Origin of the sequence: Yeosuana marina (assembly GCF_011762485.1) — a bacterium.
Lineage (GTDB): Bacteria > Bacteroidota > Bacteroidia > Flavobacteriales > Flavobacteriaceae > Yeosuana > Yeosuana marina.
Genome location: NZ_JAAKGI010000008.1, coordinates 54,235 through 72,927, shown reverse-complemented (window position 1 = coordinate 72,927; position 18,693 = coordinate 54,235). Strand labels below are relative to the sequence as shown.

Here is an 18,693-nt window from a genome sequence, read left to right as displayed (position 1 = left end):
TTAATCTGAAGAATTAACAACCTAACTTAGTGGTTGTTGAGAATTAACATTGCAATAATACAACTTTATTTTAATTTTTTAAGCGAAATTTATAAAAGAAACCATTATTTTTGCATCCTGATTTACTAAAGTAGATGATACAACGCATACAAACCTTATATTTAATTCTAGTTGCAGGGATTTCTTCTGGGCTCATTTTTGTATTCAATTTATGGAAAACAAAAGATGGTTTCGTTGTTTATGCCATGGATGATTCTATTTCTCTAGGCTTGTTTTTAGGATCAGCAGTATTGTCTATTATTTCAATTTTTATGTTTAAAAACAGGAAGCTTCAGTTTGTTTTGGGGCGACTTAACATCATATTAAACTTTTTTTTACTAGGATTTTTTGTGTATCTATCTCTTAATTTATCTGGAGAAACTATTGTTTCTGAGAAAGGTATTGGGATGTTTCTTCCTATCATTTCTATCGTGTTATTGGTTTTAGCCAATAAAGCCATTAAAAAGGACGAAGATCTCGTAAAATCTGTAGATCGATTGCGATAAACCTAACATCTTAGTAGTATTAGTGCGTTAAAACCCAAAGTGAAAGCTTTGGGTTTTTTAATAGCGTTTATTAAATTCTATGACTTCTAGGTTGTCAATTTTTGCACCATCAATAGTAAAACGAAGCATGGTTCTTGCTTTGTGAAACCCATGTTTTCCTGCGGCACCAGGATTCATATGAAGAAGATTTAGTTTTTTGTCTGTCATAACTTTCAATATATGGGAATGCCCAGAAATAAATAGTTTTGGAGGATTTGCTTTAATGGTTTCTCTAACTCTAACATCATATGCTTGGGGATATCCACCAATGTGAGTTATCCAAACATCAACATCTTCACACATAAACCGATTATGTTCTGGAAACTCAGACCGAATTATGGTATTGTCAATGTTTCCATAGACCGCTTTAAGCGGTTTTAATTTTCTAATAGCATCTGTTACTGCAATATCTCCAATATCTCCCGCGTGCCATACTTCATCAGCTTCTTTTACATATTTTAAAATATCATCATCTATGTAACTATGGGTGTCAGAAAGCAATAAAATTTTTGTCATTTTAAAATGTTAATGGTAAATCTAAAGTCGTAAATCTATTTATCTTTGTTGTTTAAACAAAAGTATCAAAATAGATTGAGGTATTTTATCGAACTTTCTTATAACGGACAAGCATATCATGGGTGGCAAAATCAGCCCAACGATATTTCTGTACAAGAAGTTATAGAAAAGGCACTTAGCACAATTTTAAAAGAACCAATTGCTATTGTTGGAGCAGGCCGAACAGATGCGGGCGTTCATGCATCACAAATGTTTGCTCATTTTGATACAGATATTGAGTTTTTAGAAGAAAATATGGTATTTAAACTAAATTCTTTTTTGCCAAAAGATATAGCAATACATACTATTTTCAAGGTTAAACCAGAAACTCATGCACGGTTTGATGCGTTAAGTAGGACGTACCTTTATAGAATTGCACTAAAAAAAAATGCATTTAATTTTGATAACGCCTATTATTTTACAAAAAAGCTGAATATTACAAAAATGAACGAAGCATCAAAAATATTATTTACATATAAAGATTTTCAATGCTTTTCAAAGAGTAATACAGATGTAAAAACGTATCATTGCACCATTAGTAAAGCGGAGTGGTTTATTAAAAATGATGAACTACATTTTATAATAAAAGCAGATAGATTTTTGCGAAACATGGTTAGGGCTATTGTTGGGACTATGGTTAATATTGGGGTAGGAAAAATAGACGTATCCGATTTAAATGACATAATATTGTCTAAAAGTAGAAGTGAAGCAGGTTATTCTGTTCCGGCTCATGCCTTGTATTTAGTGGCAATAGAATATCCGAAAGATATAAAAATATAGATGAAAAAAAATAAAGAACAAGTTTTTGATATAAACTTATTTAAGCGGTTATTAGTTTATATAAAGCCTTATAAATTAGTTTTTATAGGTGTTCTTGTAGCCACTATTTTAATTGCTCTTTTTGGAGCTGTGAGACCAAAAATATTGCAATTGGCAATGGATAATAATTTAGCAAATAAGGATATAGAAGGATTCTTACCCTATGTTATTATAATGGGTGTTATGTTGCTCATGGAAGTTGTTGGTCAGTTATCATTTATTTTTTACGCGGGTTGGCTAGGACAAAATGTTGTAAAAGATGTTCGTGTTAAATTATTTAATCACTTGCTTCGTTTTAAAATGAAGTATTATGATAATTCTTCGGTTGGTGTTTTGATTACAAGGGCTGTGACCGATATGGAACGAATAGCAGATATTTTTGGACAAGGACTATTTACTATTTTCAGAGATTTACTTACCATGATTGTGGTTTCTGTATTTATGCTTTTTATGAATTGGAAATTGAGCTTAATCGTTTTTATAATGCTTCCAGTAGTATTAATAGCTACAAGAATTTTTCAAAAGTATATGAAAAAAGCATTTGAAGAGGTACGGACAGAGGTTTCCAACTTAAATTCATTTGTGCAAGAGCGATTAACTGGTATGAAAATCCTTCAATTGTTTACAAGAGAAGATACCGAATATCGTAAGTTTAAAGAAATTAATGAACGGCATAAAAAAGGCTGGTTAAAAACGGTTTGGTATAACTCTATATTTTTTCCAATTGCAGAGCTTTCTACATCAATAACTATTGGGCTGATAGCTTGGTATGGCGGATTAAATGTAGTTCTCACAGGAACCACAACCGAAGGAGATTTAACAGCATTTATTATGTTTATTCCTATGTTGTTTAGGCCATTACGACAAATAGCTGATAATTTCAATACCTTACAAATGGGTATGGTTGCTGCCAATAGGGTATTTAAAGTTTTAGAGACAACTTCACAAATTGATGATAAAGGCACGTTGGTAGCCGAATCATTTATGGGAGCCATCAGTTTTAAAAATGTAATTTTTAGTTATGTTGAAGACGAAGTTGTTTTAAATGGTATTTCATTTGATGTTAAAGCAGGCGAAACTATTGCAATTGTTGGAGCAACAGGTGCAGGTAAATCAACGATCATCAATTTGTTGAATAGGTTTTATGAAATTAAAGAGGGTTCAATTGAAATTGATGGAGTTAATATTAAGGATGTAACGCTTGCATCATTGCGGTCACAAATAGCCGTTGTGTTACAAGATGTCTTTTTATTTGCCGATACTATTTTAAGTAATATTACTCTTGACAATCCTGCGGTTACAGAAGAACATGTTGTTCAAGCAGCTAAAGATATTGGTATTCACGAGTTTATTTCTAGTTTACCAGGAGGTTATTATTATAACGTTAAAGAACGAGGTGTTATGTTGTCTTCCGGACAGCGTCAGTTAATATCCTTTTTAAGAGCCTATGTAACCAATCCAAGTATTTTAGTTTTAGATGAAGCAACTTCATCGGTAGACTCGTATTCAGAGCAACTCATTCAAACAGCAACGGATAAAATCACGAAAGGAAGAACATCAATTATTATTGCACACAGACTAGCAACTATTAAAAAAGCTGATAAAATAATTGTGATGGATTCAGGTAATATTGTAGAGCAGGGGACGCATGATGAATTGCTTAAAAAGGAAAATGGATACTACAAAAATCTGTATGAAGTCCAGTTTTTAAAAGAGGAAGTTGCTTAAACCAAATCCTTTTTAATGCGTTCTATAAGCTCATCTGTATCTTTAAAAACAACAAATTCTCCATCAACAAAATAAGAAATGTGACCAGTTTCTTCGCTTACAACAAGTGCTAAAGCGTCTGTTTTTTCAGTAACACCAATAGCTGCTCTATGGCGTAAGCCAAAACGTTGCGGAATGATTTTCTCATTATTAACAGGAAGTATAACTCGCGTGGCTTTTACAATATTATTTTTGATGATAATAGCGCCATCATGTAGCGGACTGTTTTTAAAAAATATACTTTCAATAATTGGCTGGGTAACCTGAATGTTCATTTCGTCTCCAGTTGCTGTAAGGAAATCTAAACTATTATTACGTTCAAAAACAATTAACACACCTGTTTTACTCGCAGCTAATTTATTGCAAGCAGAAACAACAGTTTCTACATTGGTTTCGTCGCCTGTTTCTGTTTTTAAAAAATTAAAATGTTTTAAAAAATTTCGTCGTCTACTAAAATTTGTCGAACCGACCATCAATAGGAACTTTCTAATTTCTGGTTGAAAAACAACAATAAGTGCTATAATACCCACTTTTATAAAACCGCCAAAAATACTAGATAGCAATTCCATATTAAGAAAGTCGGTCAATCTCCAACCTAAATAAATAATAATGATACCTATAAAAATATTAATGGCAACCGTGCCTTTTACCAACTTGTATATGTAGTAGAGTAGAAGTGCTACCAAGATAACATCTATAACATCAATAACGGTAAATTTTAAAAGGTCTTTAAAAATATCCAAGGCACATGGGTTTTGGTAAATTTAATAAAATATAGCTAATTAAAAACAAATTCATCATTAGCTATCGAAACATTTTTTAAATTGATTTTTGACAGTAACGACTTTAAAGTGATATAGTCTTGAAACGAGAGCTTTTGGTTTAGTTCTAAAATTATTATGGCATTACCTTCATTGATGAGATTGGTTTTTAAATGTTCTAATAGTTTTGTGTAGTTTGATGAATGACTTAAAGTAGTTCCATCAAACATAAAAGACATAATAATTGAATCTGGAGAGTTAACTTTTATGGAAATAACCTGATTAGCTTTATTTTTTTCTAAGTAAGTATTAAAACCATTTTCATGATAATAAACATTGGTAAACTCAATAAAACCCAAGTTTTTTATACTAATATTATTACAGGTAAAATAATTTTTGGCGTTTTCGTTTTTATGCATTTGGGCATCTCGTTTTTTTGCTTGTATGTACATAATTTTAGGAATAGCCTGTCCTAATGTTAAGCGTTTATCAACATTTACTAACCAATTGGTTGTGCTAATTAAATTTTTTCTATTGAGTTCAACACTATCTGGCATGGTTTCATCGTAAAATAAATACGCAGCAGAAACATCATCTATTTTCGAAATATCTGAATGTTGTATTTCCGGAAGTTGAACAATTTTTTCGTTTCCACAAGAAACTATGATAGTAAGTAATAAGCAATAAAAAATAGGTTTCATTTATAAAATTAACTTGTTAAAGATTCAACTAATTTGATGCATTCTATGGCTTCTTTTACGTCGTGCACACGTAAAATTGAAGCGCCTTTTTGTAATGCAATAGTGTTTAAAACGGTTGTTCCGTTAAGTGCTTCTTTTGAAGAATTTTCAAGGGTTTTATAAATCATAGATTTTCTTGAAACACCAACAAGCAGCGGTAATTCTAATATATCAAAAAGTTCTAATTGGTTTAATAATTCAAAATTTTGTTCCTTCGTTTTTGCAAAACCAAAACCAGGATCCACTATTAAATCAACAATTCCTAAGTGTCTTGCAGCAGCAATTCGTTCAGAAAAATAAAATAATAGTTCTTTGGTGAGATTTTGATAATTGGTATGCTGTTGCATGGTTTGTGGTGTTCCTTTCATATGCATCATACTATAAGGAACGTGCAAATTAGCTATAGTTTGCAACATGTTTTCATCTAGTTTTCCAGCAGAAATATCATTAATCAAAGCAGCTCCAATTTCTATGGATTGATTAGCAACATTACTTCTAAAGGTGTCAATAGAAAGTAGCACATTTGGAAATGCTTTTATAATCGATGTAACTACGGGAATAATTCGTTTTAATTCTTCATCTTCACTTACAAAATCAGCATTGGGTTTAGAGCTGTAAGCACCAACATCAATAAAAGTAGCACCTTCAAGCAACATCTTTTCAACGTGTTTTAAAATGTCTTTTTCTTGGTTGTGTTTACCGCCATCATAAAATGAATCTGGCGTTACATTTAAAATTCCCATCACTTTGGGAGAGGATAGATCAATCAGTTTTCCTTTGCAATTAATAGTCATCTAGAAACAAACGGTTTTCAATGTATTAGAGTTCAAAGTTAACCTAATTATCTAAAAATAGTTTCAAATTTTAATGTGAAATTATACGCTCTAAATCTTTGAGCCTTTAACTTTGAACTTTAAACTATTTAAGCGAAATTTACAGAAAATTCAAAGTAATCAATGCAAGACACTTCAAAACAATATGATGCTGTTATAAACATCTGCAAAAGTTTATTTATTAAAAAGATGAAGGATTATGGAAGTGCATGGAGAATATTGCGTTTACCATCCTTAACAGATCAAATTTTTATAAAAGCACAGCGTATACGAAGTTTACAGAAAAATGGTGTTAGAAAAGTAGATGAAGGTGAAGTTAGCGAGTTTATAGGTATTATAAATTATTGTATTATGGCTTTAATTCAATTGGATAAAGGCATTGTAGAGCAACCAGATTTATCAACAATTGAGGCAACAGAGTTATATGATGAAAAAGTATCTATAACCAAGCAACTTATGGAAGACAAAAACCATGATTATGGTGAAGCTTGGAGAGATATGAGAGTGAGTTCTTTAACCGATTTAATTTTACAAAAATTATTAAGAGTTAAGCAAATTGAAGACAATCAAGGTAAAACTTTAGTAAGTGAGGGTATTGATGCCAATTATCAAGACATGATTAATTATGCCGTTTTTGCTTTGATACATTTAAACGAAGAAAAATAAAATTTAAAAAATGAAATATTTAGTAAATATATCAAGACTCTTTGTTGGTATATTATTTATTATCTCAGGATTAATAAAACTTAACGACCCTCTAGGATTTTCTTATAAATTGCAAGAATACTTTAGTGAAGAGGTGCTCAATATGGCTTTTTTAGAGCACTATGCTTTAATGATTGCTGTTTTGGTCGTTGTTTATGAAGTTGTTTTAGGTGTTTTCTTATTGATTGGATATAAGCCGAAATTTACAGTTTGGAGCTTATTGTTAATGATTGTATTTTTCTCATTCTTAACATTTTATTCGGCGTATTTTGATAAAGTAAAAGACTGCGGTTGTTTTGGCGATGCTATAAAATTTACACCGTGGCAAAGCTTTACAAAAGATATTGTGCTGTTGTTTTTTATTCTTATTTTATTCTTTGGGGTTAAACATCTCAAACCTGTTTTCAACAAATTAACAGTGACATTTTTGGCTTTATTGAGTTTTATACTTAGCTTTTGGTTTGGTTATCATGTACTAATGCATTTGCCAACGATAGATTTTAGGCCGTATCACATAGGAGCAAATATTGAAGAAGGAATGACTATTCCTGAAGATGCACCAAAACCTGTGGTAGAATATACTTGGAAATTTAAAGTTGATGGTAAAGATAAAATTGTAACAACTGATGGCTCATACCCATCTGTAGATGGAGAATTCGTTTCGGTAGACACTAAAGTGATTGATGAAGGCTATCAACCACCAATTGTTGATTTTTCTATTGAAACTAATGATGGAGATTATACCCAACAGTTTTTAGAAAAAGATAAATTAATAATGATTGTATCATACAATTTGGATAAAATGGAATTAGAAGGCGCTAGAAAATTAAAAGCATTTTCAGATAAGGCCTTGAAAATGGGATATACCGTTATTGGATTATCGGCTTCAGGCGACGAAGCAAAGCAGCGATTAAAGGAGCGATATCATCTTAATTTTGATTTTTATTTATGTGATGAAAAAGCACTTAAAGCAGTTGTGCGTTCAAACCCAGGAATTTTGGTTGTACATAAAGGTACCGTTATGCAAAAGGTACATTGGAATGATATTGATGATTTGAAATTATAAACCTACTGTTTTTGTTTGGGGACACGAAAAAATTAAATTAGAGTAAATTATTAACTTGAAAAGATACTTGATAAAATTATGAATATGAACAAAATTAACTACATCCTATTAGTTTGCTTGGTTTTTTTTAGCTGTAATGCTCAAGACCCAACAACATTTTCAAAAGAAGCATTAAACGATACATTTGTAACATTGCAAGGAGATGAAATCACATTTAATGATATTTTAGAAGCTCATAAAGGCTCAACGTTGGTTATTGATATCTGGGCATCTTGGTGCAAAGATTGTGTTGGAGGGATGCCAAAAGTAAAAGAACTGCAAAAGGAACATCCTGAGGTAACTTATATTTTTCTATCCTTAGATAAAACACAAGATGCTTGGAAAAAGGGCATTGAAAAATATGAGGTAGAAGGTAATCATTATTTTATGGAATCAGGTTGGAAAGGACCTTTTGGAACTTTTGTAGGTTTAGATTGGATTCCAAGATACATGGTAGTAGATAAAGAAGGACAGATTAAACTATTTAAGGCTGTGGAAGCAGACGACGCAAAAATTAAAAATATTTTATAAACATAACAATTAAAAAAAAATCCTTCTAAGTTAAGAAGGTTAGAATAAAATGAGACAACAAATAGTAGCAGGAAACTGGAAAATGAATAATGATTTATCTCAAACAGAATCATTAATAACAGATTTAAAAAACGCAAAAAAAACATCGAAAGCAGAGGTTATGGTCGCACCAACCTTTACTAATTTATATAAAGCATTTGAAGCATTAACAGGTACAGATATAGAGGTGATTGCACAAAATATGCATTTTGCGGAAAATGGAGCCTATACTGGTGAAATTAGTGCAAGTATGTTAAAAAGTGTTGGCGTTAAAACCGTTATTTTAGGACATAGTGAGCGTCGTGAATATTTTAATGAAACCGATGAGTCACTTGCAAAAAAGGTAGATGCAGCATTAGCAAACGATATGCGAATTATTTTCTGTTTTGGTGAAGTCTTAGCCGATAGAAAATCTGGGAATCATGAATCTGTTGTAGAAAGTCAGATAAAAAAAGCTTTATTTCATTTAGAAGCTTCAGCTTTTAAAAACATTGTATTAGCCTATGAGCCAGTTTGGGCCATTGGTACTGGCGAAACTGCAAGTCCGGAGCAAGCTCAAGATATGCATGCGTTTATAAGAAAAACATTAGCAGATAAATATGGGAGCGATGTGGCTAATAGCGTGTCTATTTTATACGGCGGAAGTTGTAAACCAAATAATGCCAAAGAAATTTTCTCTAAACCAGATGTAGATGGTGGTTTAATAGGTGGAGCTGCACTTAATGCAGACGACTTTTTTGCCATAGTAAACGCATTTTAAGTTTTAAAAAATAGTTTGGGCGTTACCCCGAAAAAAAATCGGGGTCGCGCTTTTTATTACAATCTTTTTGTTCGTGCCTCTCAAAAAGGATTTTCATTCCAATCGCTAACGCAGGCTTATTTACTAAGATCATTTTACATCCGCCATGTCAAACAATATTTATTTAGGATACGAATTTATAGTTTCTCCACTTCAACCAGGTGTTGAAATTTTAATAGCAGAATTGGGTTATGCAGGTTTTGAAAGTTTTGTAGAAACTGAAAGAGGTGTAACCGCATATATACAAAAAGACGAGTGGAATGATGATATTTTAAATGATATCCAGATTTTAGAGTCTGATGAGTTTGAAATTACCTATACCTTTGAAGACATTGAACAGACCAACTGGAATGCTGAATGGGAAAAAAACTTCAATCCTATTGTGGTTGATGATATTTGTGCGGTACGAGCACCATTTCATACAAAGTTTGATACGCAATATGATATCATTATAGAGCCAAAAATGAGTTTTGGTACAGGACATCATGAAACCACACATATGATGATTCAGCATATTTTAAAAAATGATTTCACAAATAAATCTGTTTTAGATATGGGTTGTGGAACTGGTGTTTTAGCGATTCTTGCAGAACTAAAAGGTGCCAAACCAATTGATGCGGTAGATTATGATAATTGGTGTTACTTAAATAGTCTTGAAAATGTAGAGCGTAATAATTGTAAGCATATCACAGTAATAGAAGGAGATGCCAGTGTTTTGACAGGAAAGAAATACGACATAATTATTGCAAACATTAATCGTAATATCTTGTTACAAGATTTGAAAACCTATGCGTCTTGTTTAAATAAAAGTGGCACGTTGTTTTTGAGTGGTTTTTATAATGATGACATTCCTATGATACAAGAAGAATGTGAAAAGCATCTGTTAAAATTTGAAGAAAAATTAGAAAGAAACCTGTGGGTTTCGTTAAAATTTTTAAATTAGTAAAAATCTTTGTTATGAGTACTAAAGAAAAAATATCAGAAAAGCTTCTTGTTGATGAAAAATTGGTCTCTCAAAAAGAAATCGTTTTACATAATGACGATGTTAACACATTTGACCACGTTATAGAAACGCTCATGCATGTTTGTGACCATACGCCAGAACAAGCAGAGCAATGTTCTTTAATTGTGCACTACAATGGTAAATGTACAGTAAAAACAGGTCCTTACAAGGATTTAAAGCCTCGTTGTACCTCGCTACTTGAAGCAGGTTTAAGCGCCGAAATTGTTTAAAATAAAGACTATTTCTTTTTACAAGTATTAATTCCGAATGGTAAATAAAGCGGACAAAAGCTTATAAAACTTGTCAATAAGAAAATTAAAGCAAAGGCCATTAATACATAAGCCAAAGTTCCTTCAATTACATTAAAGTAGTATAAAGCAGCAATTACTAACGCAATAACTATTCTGATACCTTTGTCTGCACTTCCCATGTTTTTTTTCATGATATAAAAAATTTATTTATTATAAAGTTGAAGGACAGACAAAATCTGACATTTGTACTCCTGTTTTCTTAAGCTCATCAAATCCACCTTCAATATTCACTAAATTATAGAATCCGCGCGCTTTTAAAATCGATGCAGCGATAACTGACCGGTATCCACCAGCACAATGTATGTAATAAGTTTTAGTTTTATCAATAACATGTAAATTATCATTAATAAAATCTAAAGGAAAATTTTTAACGCCTTTAAGGTTCAGATACATAGATTGATGTTCTCCAGATTTTCTAACATCTAGAATATTTAAGTCGTTTGTGTTTGTTTTGTGTACAAAATCGTCTGGAGAAATGGAGTCTAAAACATCAATATCCTTACCAGCCTTTTTCCAACTGTCAAAACCTCCTTTTAAATATCCTAAAGTATTATCGTATCCAACACGAGACAATCGCGTTACGGTTTCTTCCTCTCTTCCTTTAGGAGTCACTAAAAGAATAGGTTGCTTTAAATCTGTAATTAAAGCTCCAACCCAAGGCGCAAATGCGCCATCAATCCCAATAAAAACAGAATTCGGAATATGTTCTTTTACAAAGTCATCTTCATGTCTAACATCTAATACTAAGGCTCCTTCTTGGTTTGCAATGGCCTCAAATTCATCAACATCTAAAGGTGTATTTCCTCTTTTTAATACAGTTTCAAACGAATCGTACCCAGATTTATTCATCATGGCATTTTTAGCAAAATATTGAGGAGGCGGTGGAATGCCATCAAGAACTTCTTTTACAAATTCATCTTTGGTCATGTTAGCTCTAAGTGCATAATTCGTTTTCTTTTGCTCTCCAAGAACACCAACGGTTTCTTTACTAAGATTCTTACCACAAGCAGAACCCGCTCCATGTGCAGGGTAAACAATAACATCATCAGCTAATGGCATAATTTTATTTCGTAACGAGTCATATAACATCGCTGCTAAATCTTCTTTTGTCAAATCAGATTTTATAGCAAGGTCAGGTCTTCCTACATCTCCTAAAAATAAGGTGTCTCCAGAAAAAATAGCATGATCTTTTCCGTTTTCATCAATGAGAAGAAATGTTGAAGATTCTAAAGTATGGCCCGGTGTATGAAGTACTTTTATAGTAATATCTCCTAATTTAAAAACCTCATTATCTTTTGCTATGTAGGTTTCATAACTAGTTTCAGCACCAGGTCCAAATACAATTGTTGCTCCCGTTTTTTTCGCTAAATCAATATGACCAGATACAAAATCTGCATGAAAATGGGTTTCAAAAATATATTTAATTTTTGCGTTTTCATGATTAGCTTTTTCAACATACTGTTGTGTTTCTCTTAAAGGATCTATAATAGCAACTTCACCTTTAGATTCAATGTAATAAGCTCCTTGAGCTAGGCAACCTGTGTATATTTGTTCAATTTTCATGTTTTAATTTTTTTAAATGTAAAAATATTAAACATTTTAAGTTTTTATGTGATAATCATTACATTCAGTTCTTAAATTCTTTATATATAATATAAAATGCCATAAATAAGGTAAACCATCCAAATCCTTTTTTTAGTTTTTTACCACTTATATATTTTGAAAGGAATACACCTAGGAGGATACCAATAATTGTAAAGAAAGAAAATGACAGTAAAAAAATCCAATCAATCTCTATAGTTTGCATATCACCTGTAAAACCAATCAAAGAGTTTAAAGTTACAATAATTAAAGAAGTTCCAACAGCTTTTTTCATTGGTAAATTTGCCCAAAGAACTAACGCAGGCACATATAAAAATCCGCCACCGGCACCTATAATGCCTGTAATAGTACCTATTGCCAAACCTTGTATAAATGTTTTATAATATGGTTGATTAGTAGATGTATCTGGCTCTTCCTTTTTATTTCTAATCATCGAAAATGATGCAAAAAGCATGACAATAGAAAAAAATGTCATAATTACCACATCTTTTGTTAGTGTATAATTCCCAATATTAAAAAACACATCTGGTAATCCTGGAACTAAATATCTTCTAGAAAGATAAACGGCTAAAAATGAAGGAAATGAAAACGATAATCCAATTTTTAAATCGGCTAACCCACTTTTGAATTTTTGGATTGTGCCGACTAATGAAGACGAACCAACCACAAATAATGAATACGCTGTTGCAATCACAGGATTATAACCTAAACCATAGACTAATAACGGGACTGTTAAAATAGAGCCACCACCACCTAGAAGTCCTAAAACTAAACCAATAATAAGAGCTCCAATATATCCAAAAATCAAGGTGTAATCCATATTAATGAGGAAGTTTATTTTTAATAGCACCATAGATAAGAGTGCCAATGATAGCAAATAAAATAACAATAAGCATGCTAAAAATACCAGTTCCTACTAGAACATACATTGGGCCTGGACAAGCACCAATAAGGCCCCAGCCCAATCCAAAAATAGCTCCACCTATTATATATCTTAAAAATCCACTTTCTTTTTTTGGAACGAAAATTTCTGATCCCAACACACTTTTAATATGTTGTTTTTTTGAAATTTGTAAAAACAAGATTCCTGATAAGACTGCGGTTCCTATGATTCCGTACATGTGAAACGATTGAAAACGAAACATTTCATAAATACGATACCATGAAATAACCTCTGATTTAACGAGTACAATTCCAAAAAACATTCCAACTAATAAAAACTTTAAAAACCTCATAATTTATAGAATGTATGGTAATATTAGGTTAACCATGATTAATCCACCAATAAAAAAGCCAATTACTGCAATAAGCGAGGGTTTTTGTAAACTGCTAAGACCTAAAATAGCATGTCCAGATGTACAACCGCCAGCATAACGAGTTCCAAAACCAACAAGTAAACCTCCAATTATTAAAATAACAAGACCGTGTGAACTGGTCATAGCATCAAAACTAAATATTTCGTTAGGTACAAGTCTTTTCCCAACATTATGAAAACCTAATTGTTGCAGTTCTTCTATGGTTTCTGGATTGAGTTTTGTTGGGGTATTGTTTGATAATACAAATTTTGCAAGAAAACCACCAATCACAGCTCCCAAAACAACAACTAAATTCCAAGAGCTATCTTTCCAGTTAAATTTAAAGAATTCAATAAATTTTCCTGCTCCAGCAATAGAACACATGGTTTGAAGGTTTGATGACATACCAAAAGTTTTACCAAAATATAGCAATAAAGCCATCACTAATGTAATTAAGGGCCCTGATATATACCAAGGCCATGGATTTAAAATGAATTCCATAGATAAAATTATGTTGTGTGGTTAAAGTGGTGATTGAAGTTTTAAAAATCTAAAACTTCAATCTTATTTCTGCTTAATTTTATTTTTTTCTCATTCTCTAGTTGTTTCAAAATTCTTGAAATAACAACTCTAGAGGTGTTTAAATCTTCAGCAATATCATTGTGCTTTATTCCTAAATCGGTAGATGCAGAGAGTTTTACTTTGTCAATTAAATATTTATAAACACGTTCATCCATTTTCATAAATGCCAATGTGTCTATAGTTTCTAGCATTTCATTAAAACGAATTTGATAAGCTTCTAAAATAAAATTTCTCCAACTGTCATTAGTTTGAAACCAATAGTGAATTTTACTTGTGGGAATCAATACTAAACTTGAATCACTTTCAGCGACAGCTCTAATATTACTTTTTGATGTTTTTAGGCAGCAAGTAAGGGACATAGCACAAGTATCTCCAGATTCTAAGAAATAAAGTAACAATTCATTTCCATGATTGTCTTCTCTTAAAATTTTAATAGTTCCAGTCAATAATAATGGAATATAATTTAAAGGCTGATTAATGTCTATGATGATATCATCTTTTTTAAATTCCTTGTAAATACCTGACTCAAAGATTTCTTTTAAGAGGTCCTCATCGAGGATTTGATTGAATTTTTGTTGTAGTAATTTATTTGTCATGTTCAAAAATAGTGATTTTATAAATTTGAAATAAATTGTTTGGCTCTAATTTAATAAAAATAGTATATTTGCACTCACAAAAAAGGCCTCGTGGCGCAACTGAATAGCGCACTTGATTACGGCTCAAGAGGTTACTGGTTTGAATCCAGTCGAGGTCACTAAAAGCTAGTAAAATAGCAACTAAAACCACACAATTCTTATGAATCGTGTGGTTTTCAGGTTTTTAGGGGTTCATTTAAATTGATTGGTTTTGAATTTAAATGGTAGCTATTCGACACCCAAAGAGCAAAGTGTGTGCTAGAGCACACACTTTGATAACTCTGATCAATTGAATTGGTATAGTTGATTTGACTTTCGTCTCGAAAAATGTTTAATAATTTAAAGACGACAACTATGAGAAGTACAAACACATTTTCTATTCTATTTTTTATTAATCAAAAAAATAAGAATGATGACCAGGCATTACTTTATGCTAGAATTACTGTTAATGGTAAACGAGTGAACTTAAGCCTTAAACGAAAAATTGATATTTCCCTTTGGGATGCTAAAAAGAAAAGGGCAAAAGGAACTTCCAGTGAAGCAAGACAAATAAACCTATATTTAGACCAAACGCACACTCAATTATTTCAATGCTATCAAGATTTGAAATTCAAGGGAGAATTAATTACGGCGCAACTCATCAAAGCCAGTTATGTAGGAGAACTAGAAACAAGTAAAACACTCCAAGAGTTGATAAACTATCATACACACAAAATAGAAGGCACTTTGGCACCAGGCACTGTCATCAATTTTGGGATTACAGAAAATTACATAAAAAGGTTTCTTACGACATCATTAAAGACAACGGACGTATTCCTAAAACAGCTGAATTACAAATTTATTTGTGATTTTGAGACTTTTCTACATAAATATTGGCCAAAAGGCCATCCAAAGGCAATGAACCATAATACAGTTATGAAACATTTGCAGCGTTTACGTAAAATGGTAACACTAGCTTTTCATATGGAGTGGGTGGATAAAGACCCATTCATGAGATGGAAACCAACATGGGAAAAGAAAGAGCGTGAATTTCTTTCAGAGAATGAACTCTCTAATTTAGAAACCTATTATTTCCCAATAGAACGTCTGGAAAGAGTTAGAGATCTATTTGTTTTCAGTTGCTATACAGGTATTAGTTATGCAGACATCATAACATTGAATGATTCGAATATTCTTAAAGGAATCGATGGCAATAATTGGGTAGTTTCAAAAAGGCAAAAAACAAAAATACCAATTAAAGTTCCATTATTAGATAAGGCAGAAGAATTAATTGAAAAATACAAAGGGCATCCAATGACCCAAATAACTGAGACGTTATTCCCTGTTATTACAAATGAAAAACTAAATCTATATTTAAAGGAAGTGGCAGATGCATGTGGCATTAAAAAGAACTTAACATTTCATATGGCTCGCCACACATTTGCAACGACAGTCACCTTGAGTAATGGAGTACCAATCGAAACGGTGTCTAAATTACTAAGCCATACAAAAATATCAACAACCCAAATCTATGCAAGAGTGGTAGAGAGAAAGGTTAGTGATGATATGGAAGCTTTAAAAGCCAAGCTCCATATTCAAAATAAAAATAACGACTTAGGCTCATAACCTGGATAGGGCGGGCAAAGTGAGCCATTTGCGGCGTATGAAAGTGAGCATAGCAATAATTATTGCAAATCCTTTTATATCTTAGGCTTAAATGAGTTTTTAAGCGGCTCAAAAAAATCTGTTTTTAATGGTTCACTTTAACCGTTATTTGCAGTTTGGGGAACAAAACGTTTTTAACTAGCATAATAATTTTTGATAGTGTCATTTTTGACTTTTATGTTCCAAAAAGACTACAACAAATAAAGGTCTATGGTCTTAAGATATTTACTTTTTTCTGAAAATTTTAATGTTTTTTGGTTTGAATCACGTTTATGCAATTTGATTATTAACCAATTATTTTTAAAACCCCTTCGTTACTTTCTTTGAATGCATCACTTTTTCTTAGGATAATTTCCATAGCATCCATATCAGTGCCAACGATGGTATCACTGAACGCATGGGCGCGTTCGAGCATCCTGATATAGACACCAGGATCATTGTTTCTAGTCAACCTGCGCAATCCGCCTAAATAATCATCACGGTAAACTGTTGGAATAATAATTTTTGTTTGCCCAGCCGACGATAGCTCGGCGTTCATCATAATCCGCGCGATTCTTCCATTACCGTCTAAAAAAGGATGGACTTCACTGACTACAAACATGATATAGGCGGCTTTAGAAAAGGGATGGGTAAGGGCCTGATAAAAGTCAAAGCTCTTTAATAGAGTGCCTCGAACAAGCTCCATGTCCACGAATGAAGTATCTCCTGCCTGATTGTTTTTTACTTTAAATTTCCCTGGGTTTTTATCCTTGCGGGCATCCAATAGTATGGCATGCCGGTATTGTAGAATGTCTAAAAGATTTTCCCCTGAATAGGGTGTGATTTTCATTTCCTGCCTATTGGAAACCAATTGGTAGGTTCCCAAAACATCGTGAGAATCCTCATTTCTGGATGGTAACGGCTGTTGTGTGGCAATGACCTGTTTTGCCTCGTCTATCTCAAAGACCGTACCTTCTATATAGTTGGAAAAATAGCTTTCAAAAAAGGCAAAGTTGCGATAGGCATTGGTGGTGGTATTTTTATCTTCCCTATATTTAAATTCTTGTTGCTTTAATTCCCTAAAAAGTATTTCAAACAATTGAATACGGACAGGGTCATAAGGATTGCCAGTTGCCCGCGCTGTGGCCACTGGTGATTTCAGTTCCTTTGATGATCTTGTGGCCAATAGGGAACTTACGATTCTATTGAGTTTTTGGAATTCTTTTTCCATACCTAATGTTTTGGAAATTTCCCTTGCCCGGTCACGTACTAGGTTCAATTCCTGTTCACCGTTTACACGTATGATTTTTTCAAGCTTTTCCTCTATTTGTGGAAAGGCCAACGTTTTTGAATCGGCTCCGGTCTGTCTGGATACCTGAAGATTTTCCAGAAATGCACGTTCCCTTTGGGAAACCATTAATTCTCCTGAGAAGGACATGTCCCCCTCGATGGCTTTGGGACCTTCCATAAAGCGAATGGTAATTCCCGGAAGCTTTACTTTTTTGGTATACTTGTAGGTAATAAATAGGTTGCCATTAGCGGTAGGTGCAAACTCTAAAGCAGAACGATGGCTCAACACTGCTCTCGGATATAAATTCCCCAGAATTGGGAAAATATTACGTCTTATGATATCTGCGGGATTATCTTCAAAGTTTGACGTATATAGCCTGGATGCTATTTTTCGTATGTAGCCCTTGTCTTCCCATTGTGATAGTCTACGTGATGTTACAGCGTCCGGTGATCCATAAATAATCTCCTGTAAATGCAAGGAAGATGCCTTTTTTTCCATTATAAACGGTTTAGAACGCTAAATTGCAAAATATTTTCCATTATAACTATAATTTTGCAAAATATTTTCCAGTAAAAATTTAAAGTTTTTTCAATATAATTTTTTAACTGGCGCTTAATGTAAAATATTTTCCATTATAATCGACTTTATGCAAAATATTTTATATTATATTTAAAATTAATGTCAGAATGGATAGGGCGAAAAATGTGAGCCACTTATAACGGATAAAAGTGAGCATAGCAAAAATTTTTGCAAATGCTTTTATATCTTAGGCTGAAATGAGTTTTTAAGTGGCTCAAAAAATTCCGTTTTCTGTGGTTTAATTTATTTGTTTTTTGCAGTATATTAGGGGCATTAAAACAAATAATACATAGTAACTAAATATAAAAAGGTCGAAAAAAGTCTTATTTTACAAGGCTTTCGAGCGTTTATGGTGCAATTTGCTAAAAAATTCAAATTGTACATTAGTATCATTATTCCATCATTGAGGTATCATTGCTTAAAAGCACAACTACCATTACACAAACAAATATACCATTTATATTGTAAAATGGCTTAAACAGTACTATTTTAAGCCGTTTTAATAACGTTTAAATAATATTTAAACATCTACAT

21 protein-coding genes and 1 tRNA gene are annotated in these 18,693 nt (G+C 32.3%); 11 read left to right on the top strand and 11 right to left on the bottom strand.

Translation table 11 applies throughout. From position 1 onward, the window contains the following. Positions 1-134 precede the first annotated feature (134 nt). Positions 135-545 (top strand): DUF4293 domain-containing protein, encoded by a 411-nt coding sequence (locus tag G5V56_RS10610; protein ID WP_166964736.1) that lies wholly within the window; start codon positions 135-137, stop codon positions 543-545. A 57-nt stretch (positions 546-602) separates the two neighbouring features. Here G5V56_RS10610 and G5V56_RS10605 read toward each other — a convergent pair whose 3' ends face one another. Further along, positions 603-1,100 carry a metallophosphoesterase family protein gene (locus tag G5V56_RS10605; RefSeq protein ID WP_166964734.1) on the bottom strand — a complete coding sequence of 166 codons (498 nt, stop codon included), beginning with the start codon at positions 1,098-1,100 and terminating at the stop codon, positions 603-605. A gap of 75 nt (positions 1,101-1,175) precedes the next feature. On the opposite strand from G5V56_RS10605, the gene truA reads away from it, so the two are divergent. Together truA and G5V56_RS10595 are read left to right on the top strand one after the other, a co-directional pair. Further along, on the top strand, positions 1,176-1,919 hold the full coding sequence (gene truA / locus G5V56_RS10600; protein ID WP_166964732.1) for a tRNA pseudouridine(38-40) synthase TruA: 744 nt from the start codon (positions 1,176-1,178) through the stop codon (positions 1,917-1,919). Then, complete coding sequence (locus G5V56_RS10595) at positions 1,920-3,686, top strand: ABC transporter ATP-binding protein (RefSeq protein ID WP_166964730.1); 1,767 nt, start codon at positions 1,920-1,922, stop codon at positions 3,684-3,686. On the opposite strand, the gene G5V56_RS10590 is transcribed toward G5V56_RS10595, so the two are convergent. From G5V56_RS10590 to folP, 3 genes are read right to left on the bottom strand one after another with little or no spacing between them, the layout of a single operon-like run. Continuing rightward, positions 3,683-4,468, bottom strand: coding sequence for a diadenylate cyclase (locus G5V56_RS10590; protein WP_166964728.1), 786 nt, complete (start codon positions 4,466-4,468; stop codon positions 3,683-3,685). The genes G5V56_RS10595 and G5V56_RS10590 overlap by 4 nt on opposite strands. A 35-nt stretch (positions 4,469-4,503) precedes the next feature. Then, positions 4,504-5,187, bottom strand: a complete 684-nt coding sequence (locus tag G5V56_RS10585) for a hypothetical protein (protein WP_166964726.1) — start codon at positions 5,185-5,187, stop codon at positions 4,504-4,506. 8 nt (positions 5,188-5,195) lie between these two features. Next, positions 5,196-6,020 (bottom strand): dihydropteroate synthase, encoded by an 825-nt coding sequence (gene folP, locus G5V56_RS10580; protein ID WP_166964725.1) that lies wholly within the window; start codon positions 6,018-6,020, stop codon positions 5,196-5,198. Positions 6,021-6,182: 162 nt separating this feature from the next. On the opposite strand from folP, the gene G5V56_RS10575 reads away from it, so the two are divergent. The 6 genes from G5V56_RS10575 to G5V56_RS10550 all read left to right on the top strand — a co-directional run bounded on the left by G5V56_RS10575 (position 6,183) and on the right by G5V56_RS10550 (position 10,471). Further along, positions 6,183-6,725, top strand: coding sequence for a DUF1599 domain-containing protein (locus G5V56_RS10575; RefSeq protein ID WP_166964723.1), 543 nt, complete (start codon positions 6,183-6,185; stop codon positions 6,723-6,725). Positions 6,726-6,735: 10 nt separating this feature from the next. Further along, positions 6,736-7,830: a BT_3928 family protein gene (locus G5V56_RS10570; RefSeq protein WP_166964720.1), complete on the top strand. Its 1,095-nt coding sequence runs from the start codon at positions 6,736-6,738 to the stop codon at positions 7,828-7,830. An 84-nt stretch (positions 7,831-7,914) separates the two neighbouring features. Then, positions 7,915-8,400: a TlpA family protein disulfide reductase gene (locus G5V56_RS10565; protein ID WP_166964718.1), complete on the top strand. Its 486-nt coding sequence runs from the start codon at positions 7,915-7,917 to the stop codon at positions 8,398-8,400. Between the two features lie 49 nt (positions 8,401-8,449). After that, positions 8,450-9,199 (top strand): triose-phosphate isomerase, encoded by a 750-nt coding sequence (gene tpiA, locus G5V56_RS10560; RefSeq protein WP_166964717.1) that lies wholly within the window; start codon positions 8,450-8,452, stop codon positions 9,197-9,199. Positions 9,200-9,344: 145 nt separating this feature from the next. Next, positions 9,345-10,181: a 50S ribosomal protein L11 methyltransferase gene (prmA, locus tag G5V56_RS10555; RefSeq protein WP_166964715.1), complete on the top strand. Its 837-nt coding sequence runs from the start codon at positions 9,345-9,347 to the stop codon at positions 10,179-10,181. 14 nt (positions 10,182-10,195) lie between these two features. Next, entirely contained in the window at positions 10,196-10,471 is a 276-nt protein-coding gene (locus G5V56_RS10550; protein WP_166964713.1) for an ATP-dependent Clp protease adaptor ClpS, read from the top strand. A gap of 8 nt (positions 10,472-10,479) precedes the next feature. On the opposite strand, the gene G5V56_RS10545 is transcribed toward G5V56_RS10550, so the two are convergent. The 6 genes from G5V56_RS10545 to G5V56_RS10520 all read right to left on the bottom strand — a co-directional run bounded on the left by G5V56_RS10545 (position 10,480) and on the right by G5V56_RS10520 (position 14,627). Then, entirely contained in the window at positions 10,480-10,683 is a 204-nt protein-coding gene (locus G5V56_RS10545; RefSeq protein ID WP_166964711.1) for a YgaP family membrane protein, read from the bottom strand. 19 nt (positions 10,684-10,702) lie between these two features. Then, positions 10,703-12,115 (bottom strand): MBL fold metallo-hydrolase, encoded by a 1,413-nt coding sequence (locus tag G5V56_RS10540; protein WP_166964709.1) that lies wholly within the window; start codon positions 12,113-12,115, stop codon positions 10,703-10,705. A gap of 64 nt (positions 12,116-12,179) precedes the next feature. Continuing rightward, positions 12,180-12,974 carry a sulfite exporter TauE/SafE family protein gene (locus G5V56_RS10535; RefSeq protein ID WP_166964707.1) on the bottom strand — a complete coding sequence of 265 codons (795 nt, stop codon included), beginning with the start codon at positions 12,972-12,974 and terminating at the stop codon, positions 12,180-12,182. A 1-nt stretch (position 12,975) separates the two neighbouring features. After that, entirely contained in the window at positions 12,976-13,389 is a 414-nt protein-coding gene (locus G5V56_RS10530; protein WP_166964705.1) for a DUF6691 family protein, read from the bottom strand. 3 nt (positions 13,390-13,392) lie between these two features. After that, complete coding sequence (locus G5V56_RS10525; RefSeq protein WP_166964703.1) at positions 13,393-13,950, bottom strand: YeeE/YedE family protein; 558 nt, start codon at positions 13,948-13,950, stop codon at positions 13,393-13,395. A 41-nt stretch (positions 13,951-13,991) separates the two neighbouring features. After that, complete coding sequence (locus tag G5V56_RS10520) at positions 13,992-14,627, bottom strand: Crp/Fnr family transcriptional regulator (RefSeq protein WP_166964701.1); 636 nt, start codon at positions 14,625-14,627, stop codon at positions 13,992-13,994. Between the two features lie 84 nt (positions 14,628-14,711). Here G5V56_RS10520 and G5V56_RS10515 point away from each other — a divergent pair. Beyond that, positions 14,712-14,785, top strand: a tRNA-Arg gene (locus tag G5V56_RS10515). A gap of 235 nt (positions 14,786-15,020) precedes the next feature. After that, entirely contained in the window at positions 15,021-16,271 is a 1,251-nt protein-coding gene (locus G5V56_RS10510) for a site-specific integrase (protein WP_166964699.1), read from the top strand. 325 nt (positions 16,272-16,596) lie between these two features. On the opposite strand, the gene G5V56_RS10505 is transcribed toward G5V56_RS10510, so the two are convergent. Further along, a complete protein-coding gene (locus G5V56_RS10505; protein WP_166964698.1) occupies positions 16,597-18,078 on the bottom strand; it encodes a Fic family protein in 1,482 nt (493 codons plus the stop codon). Between the last annotated feature and the right edge of the window lie 615 nt (positions 18,079-18,693).

Coding starts and splice junctions, on each gene's coding strand:
- G5V56_RS10610 (WP_166964736.1), top strand. CDS start 135: ATGATACAACGCATACAAACCTTATATTTAATTCTAGTTGCAGGGATT.
- G5V56_RS10605 (WP_166964734.1), bottom strand. CDS start 1,100: ATGACAAAAATTTTATTGCTTTCTGACACCCATAGTTACATAGATGAT.
- G5V56_RS10595 (WP_166964730.1), top strand. CDS start 1,920: ATGAAAAAAAATAAAGAACAAGTTTTTGATATAAACTTATTTAAGCGG.
- G5V56_RS10585 (WP_166964726.1), bottom strand. CDS start 5,187: ATGAAACCTATTTTTTATTGCTTATTACTTACTATCATAGTTTCTTGT.
- folP (WP_166964725.1), bottom strand. CDS start 6,020: ATGACTATTAATTGCAAAGGAAAACTGATTGATCTATCCTCTCCCAAA.
- G5V56_RS10575 (WP_166964723.1), top strand. CDS start 6,183: ATGCAAGACACTTCAAAACAATATGATGCTGTTATAAACATCTGCAAA.
- G5V56_RS10570 (WP_166964720.1), top strand. CDS start 6,736: ATGAAATATTTAGTAAATATATCAAGACTCTTTGTTGGTATATTATTT.
- G5V56_RS10565 (WP_166964718.1), top strand. CDS start 7,915: ATGAACAAAATTAACTACATCCTATTAGTTTGCTTGGTTTTTTTTAGC.
- tpiA (WP_166964717.1), top strand. CDS start 8,450: ATGAGACAACAAATAGTAGCAGGAAACTGGAAAATGAATAATGATTTA.
- prmA (WP_166964715.1), top strand. CDS start 9,345: ATGTCAAACAATATTTATTTAGGATACGAATTTATAGTTTCTCCACTT.
- G5V56_RS10550 (WP_166964713.1), top strand. CDS start 10,196: ATGAGTACTAAAGAAAAAATATCAGAAAAGCTTCTTGTTGATGAAAAA.
- G5V56_RS10545 (WP_166964711.1), bottom strand. CDS start 10,683: ATGAAAAAAAACATGGGAAGTGCAGACAAAGGTATCAGAATAGTTATT.
- G5V56_RS10540 (WP_166964709.1), bottom strand. CDS start 12,115: ATGAAAATTGAACAAATATACACAGGTTGCCTAGCTCAAGGAGCTTAT.
- G5V56_RS10535 (WP_166964707.1), bottom strand. CDS start 12,974: ATGGATTACACCTTGATTTTTGGATATATTGGAGCTCTTATTATTGGT.
- G5V56_RS10530 (WP_166964705.1), bottom strand. CDS start 13,389: ATGAGGTTTTTAAAGTTTTTATTAGTTGGAATGTTTTTTGGAATTGTA.
- G5V56_RS10525 (WP_166964703.1), bottom strand. CDS start 13,950: ATGGAATTCATTTTAAATCCATGGCCTTGGTATATATCAGGGCCCTTA.
- G5V56_RS10520 (WP_166964701.1), bottom strand. CDS start 14,627: ATGACAAATAAATTACTACAACAAAAATTCAATCAAATCCTCGATGAG.
- G5V56_RS10510 (WP_166964699.1), top strand. CDS start 15,021: ATGAGAAGTACAAACACATTTTCTATTCTATTTTTTATTAATCAAAAA.
- G5V56_RS10505 (WP_166964698.1), bottom strand. CDS start 18,078: ATGGAAAAAAAGGCATCTTCCTTGCATTTACAGGAGATTATTTATGGA.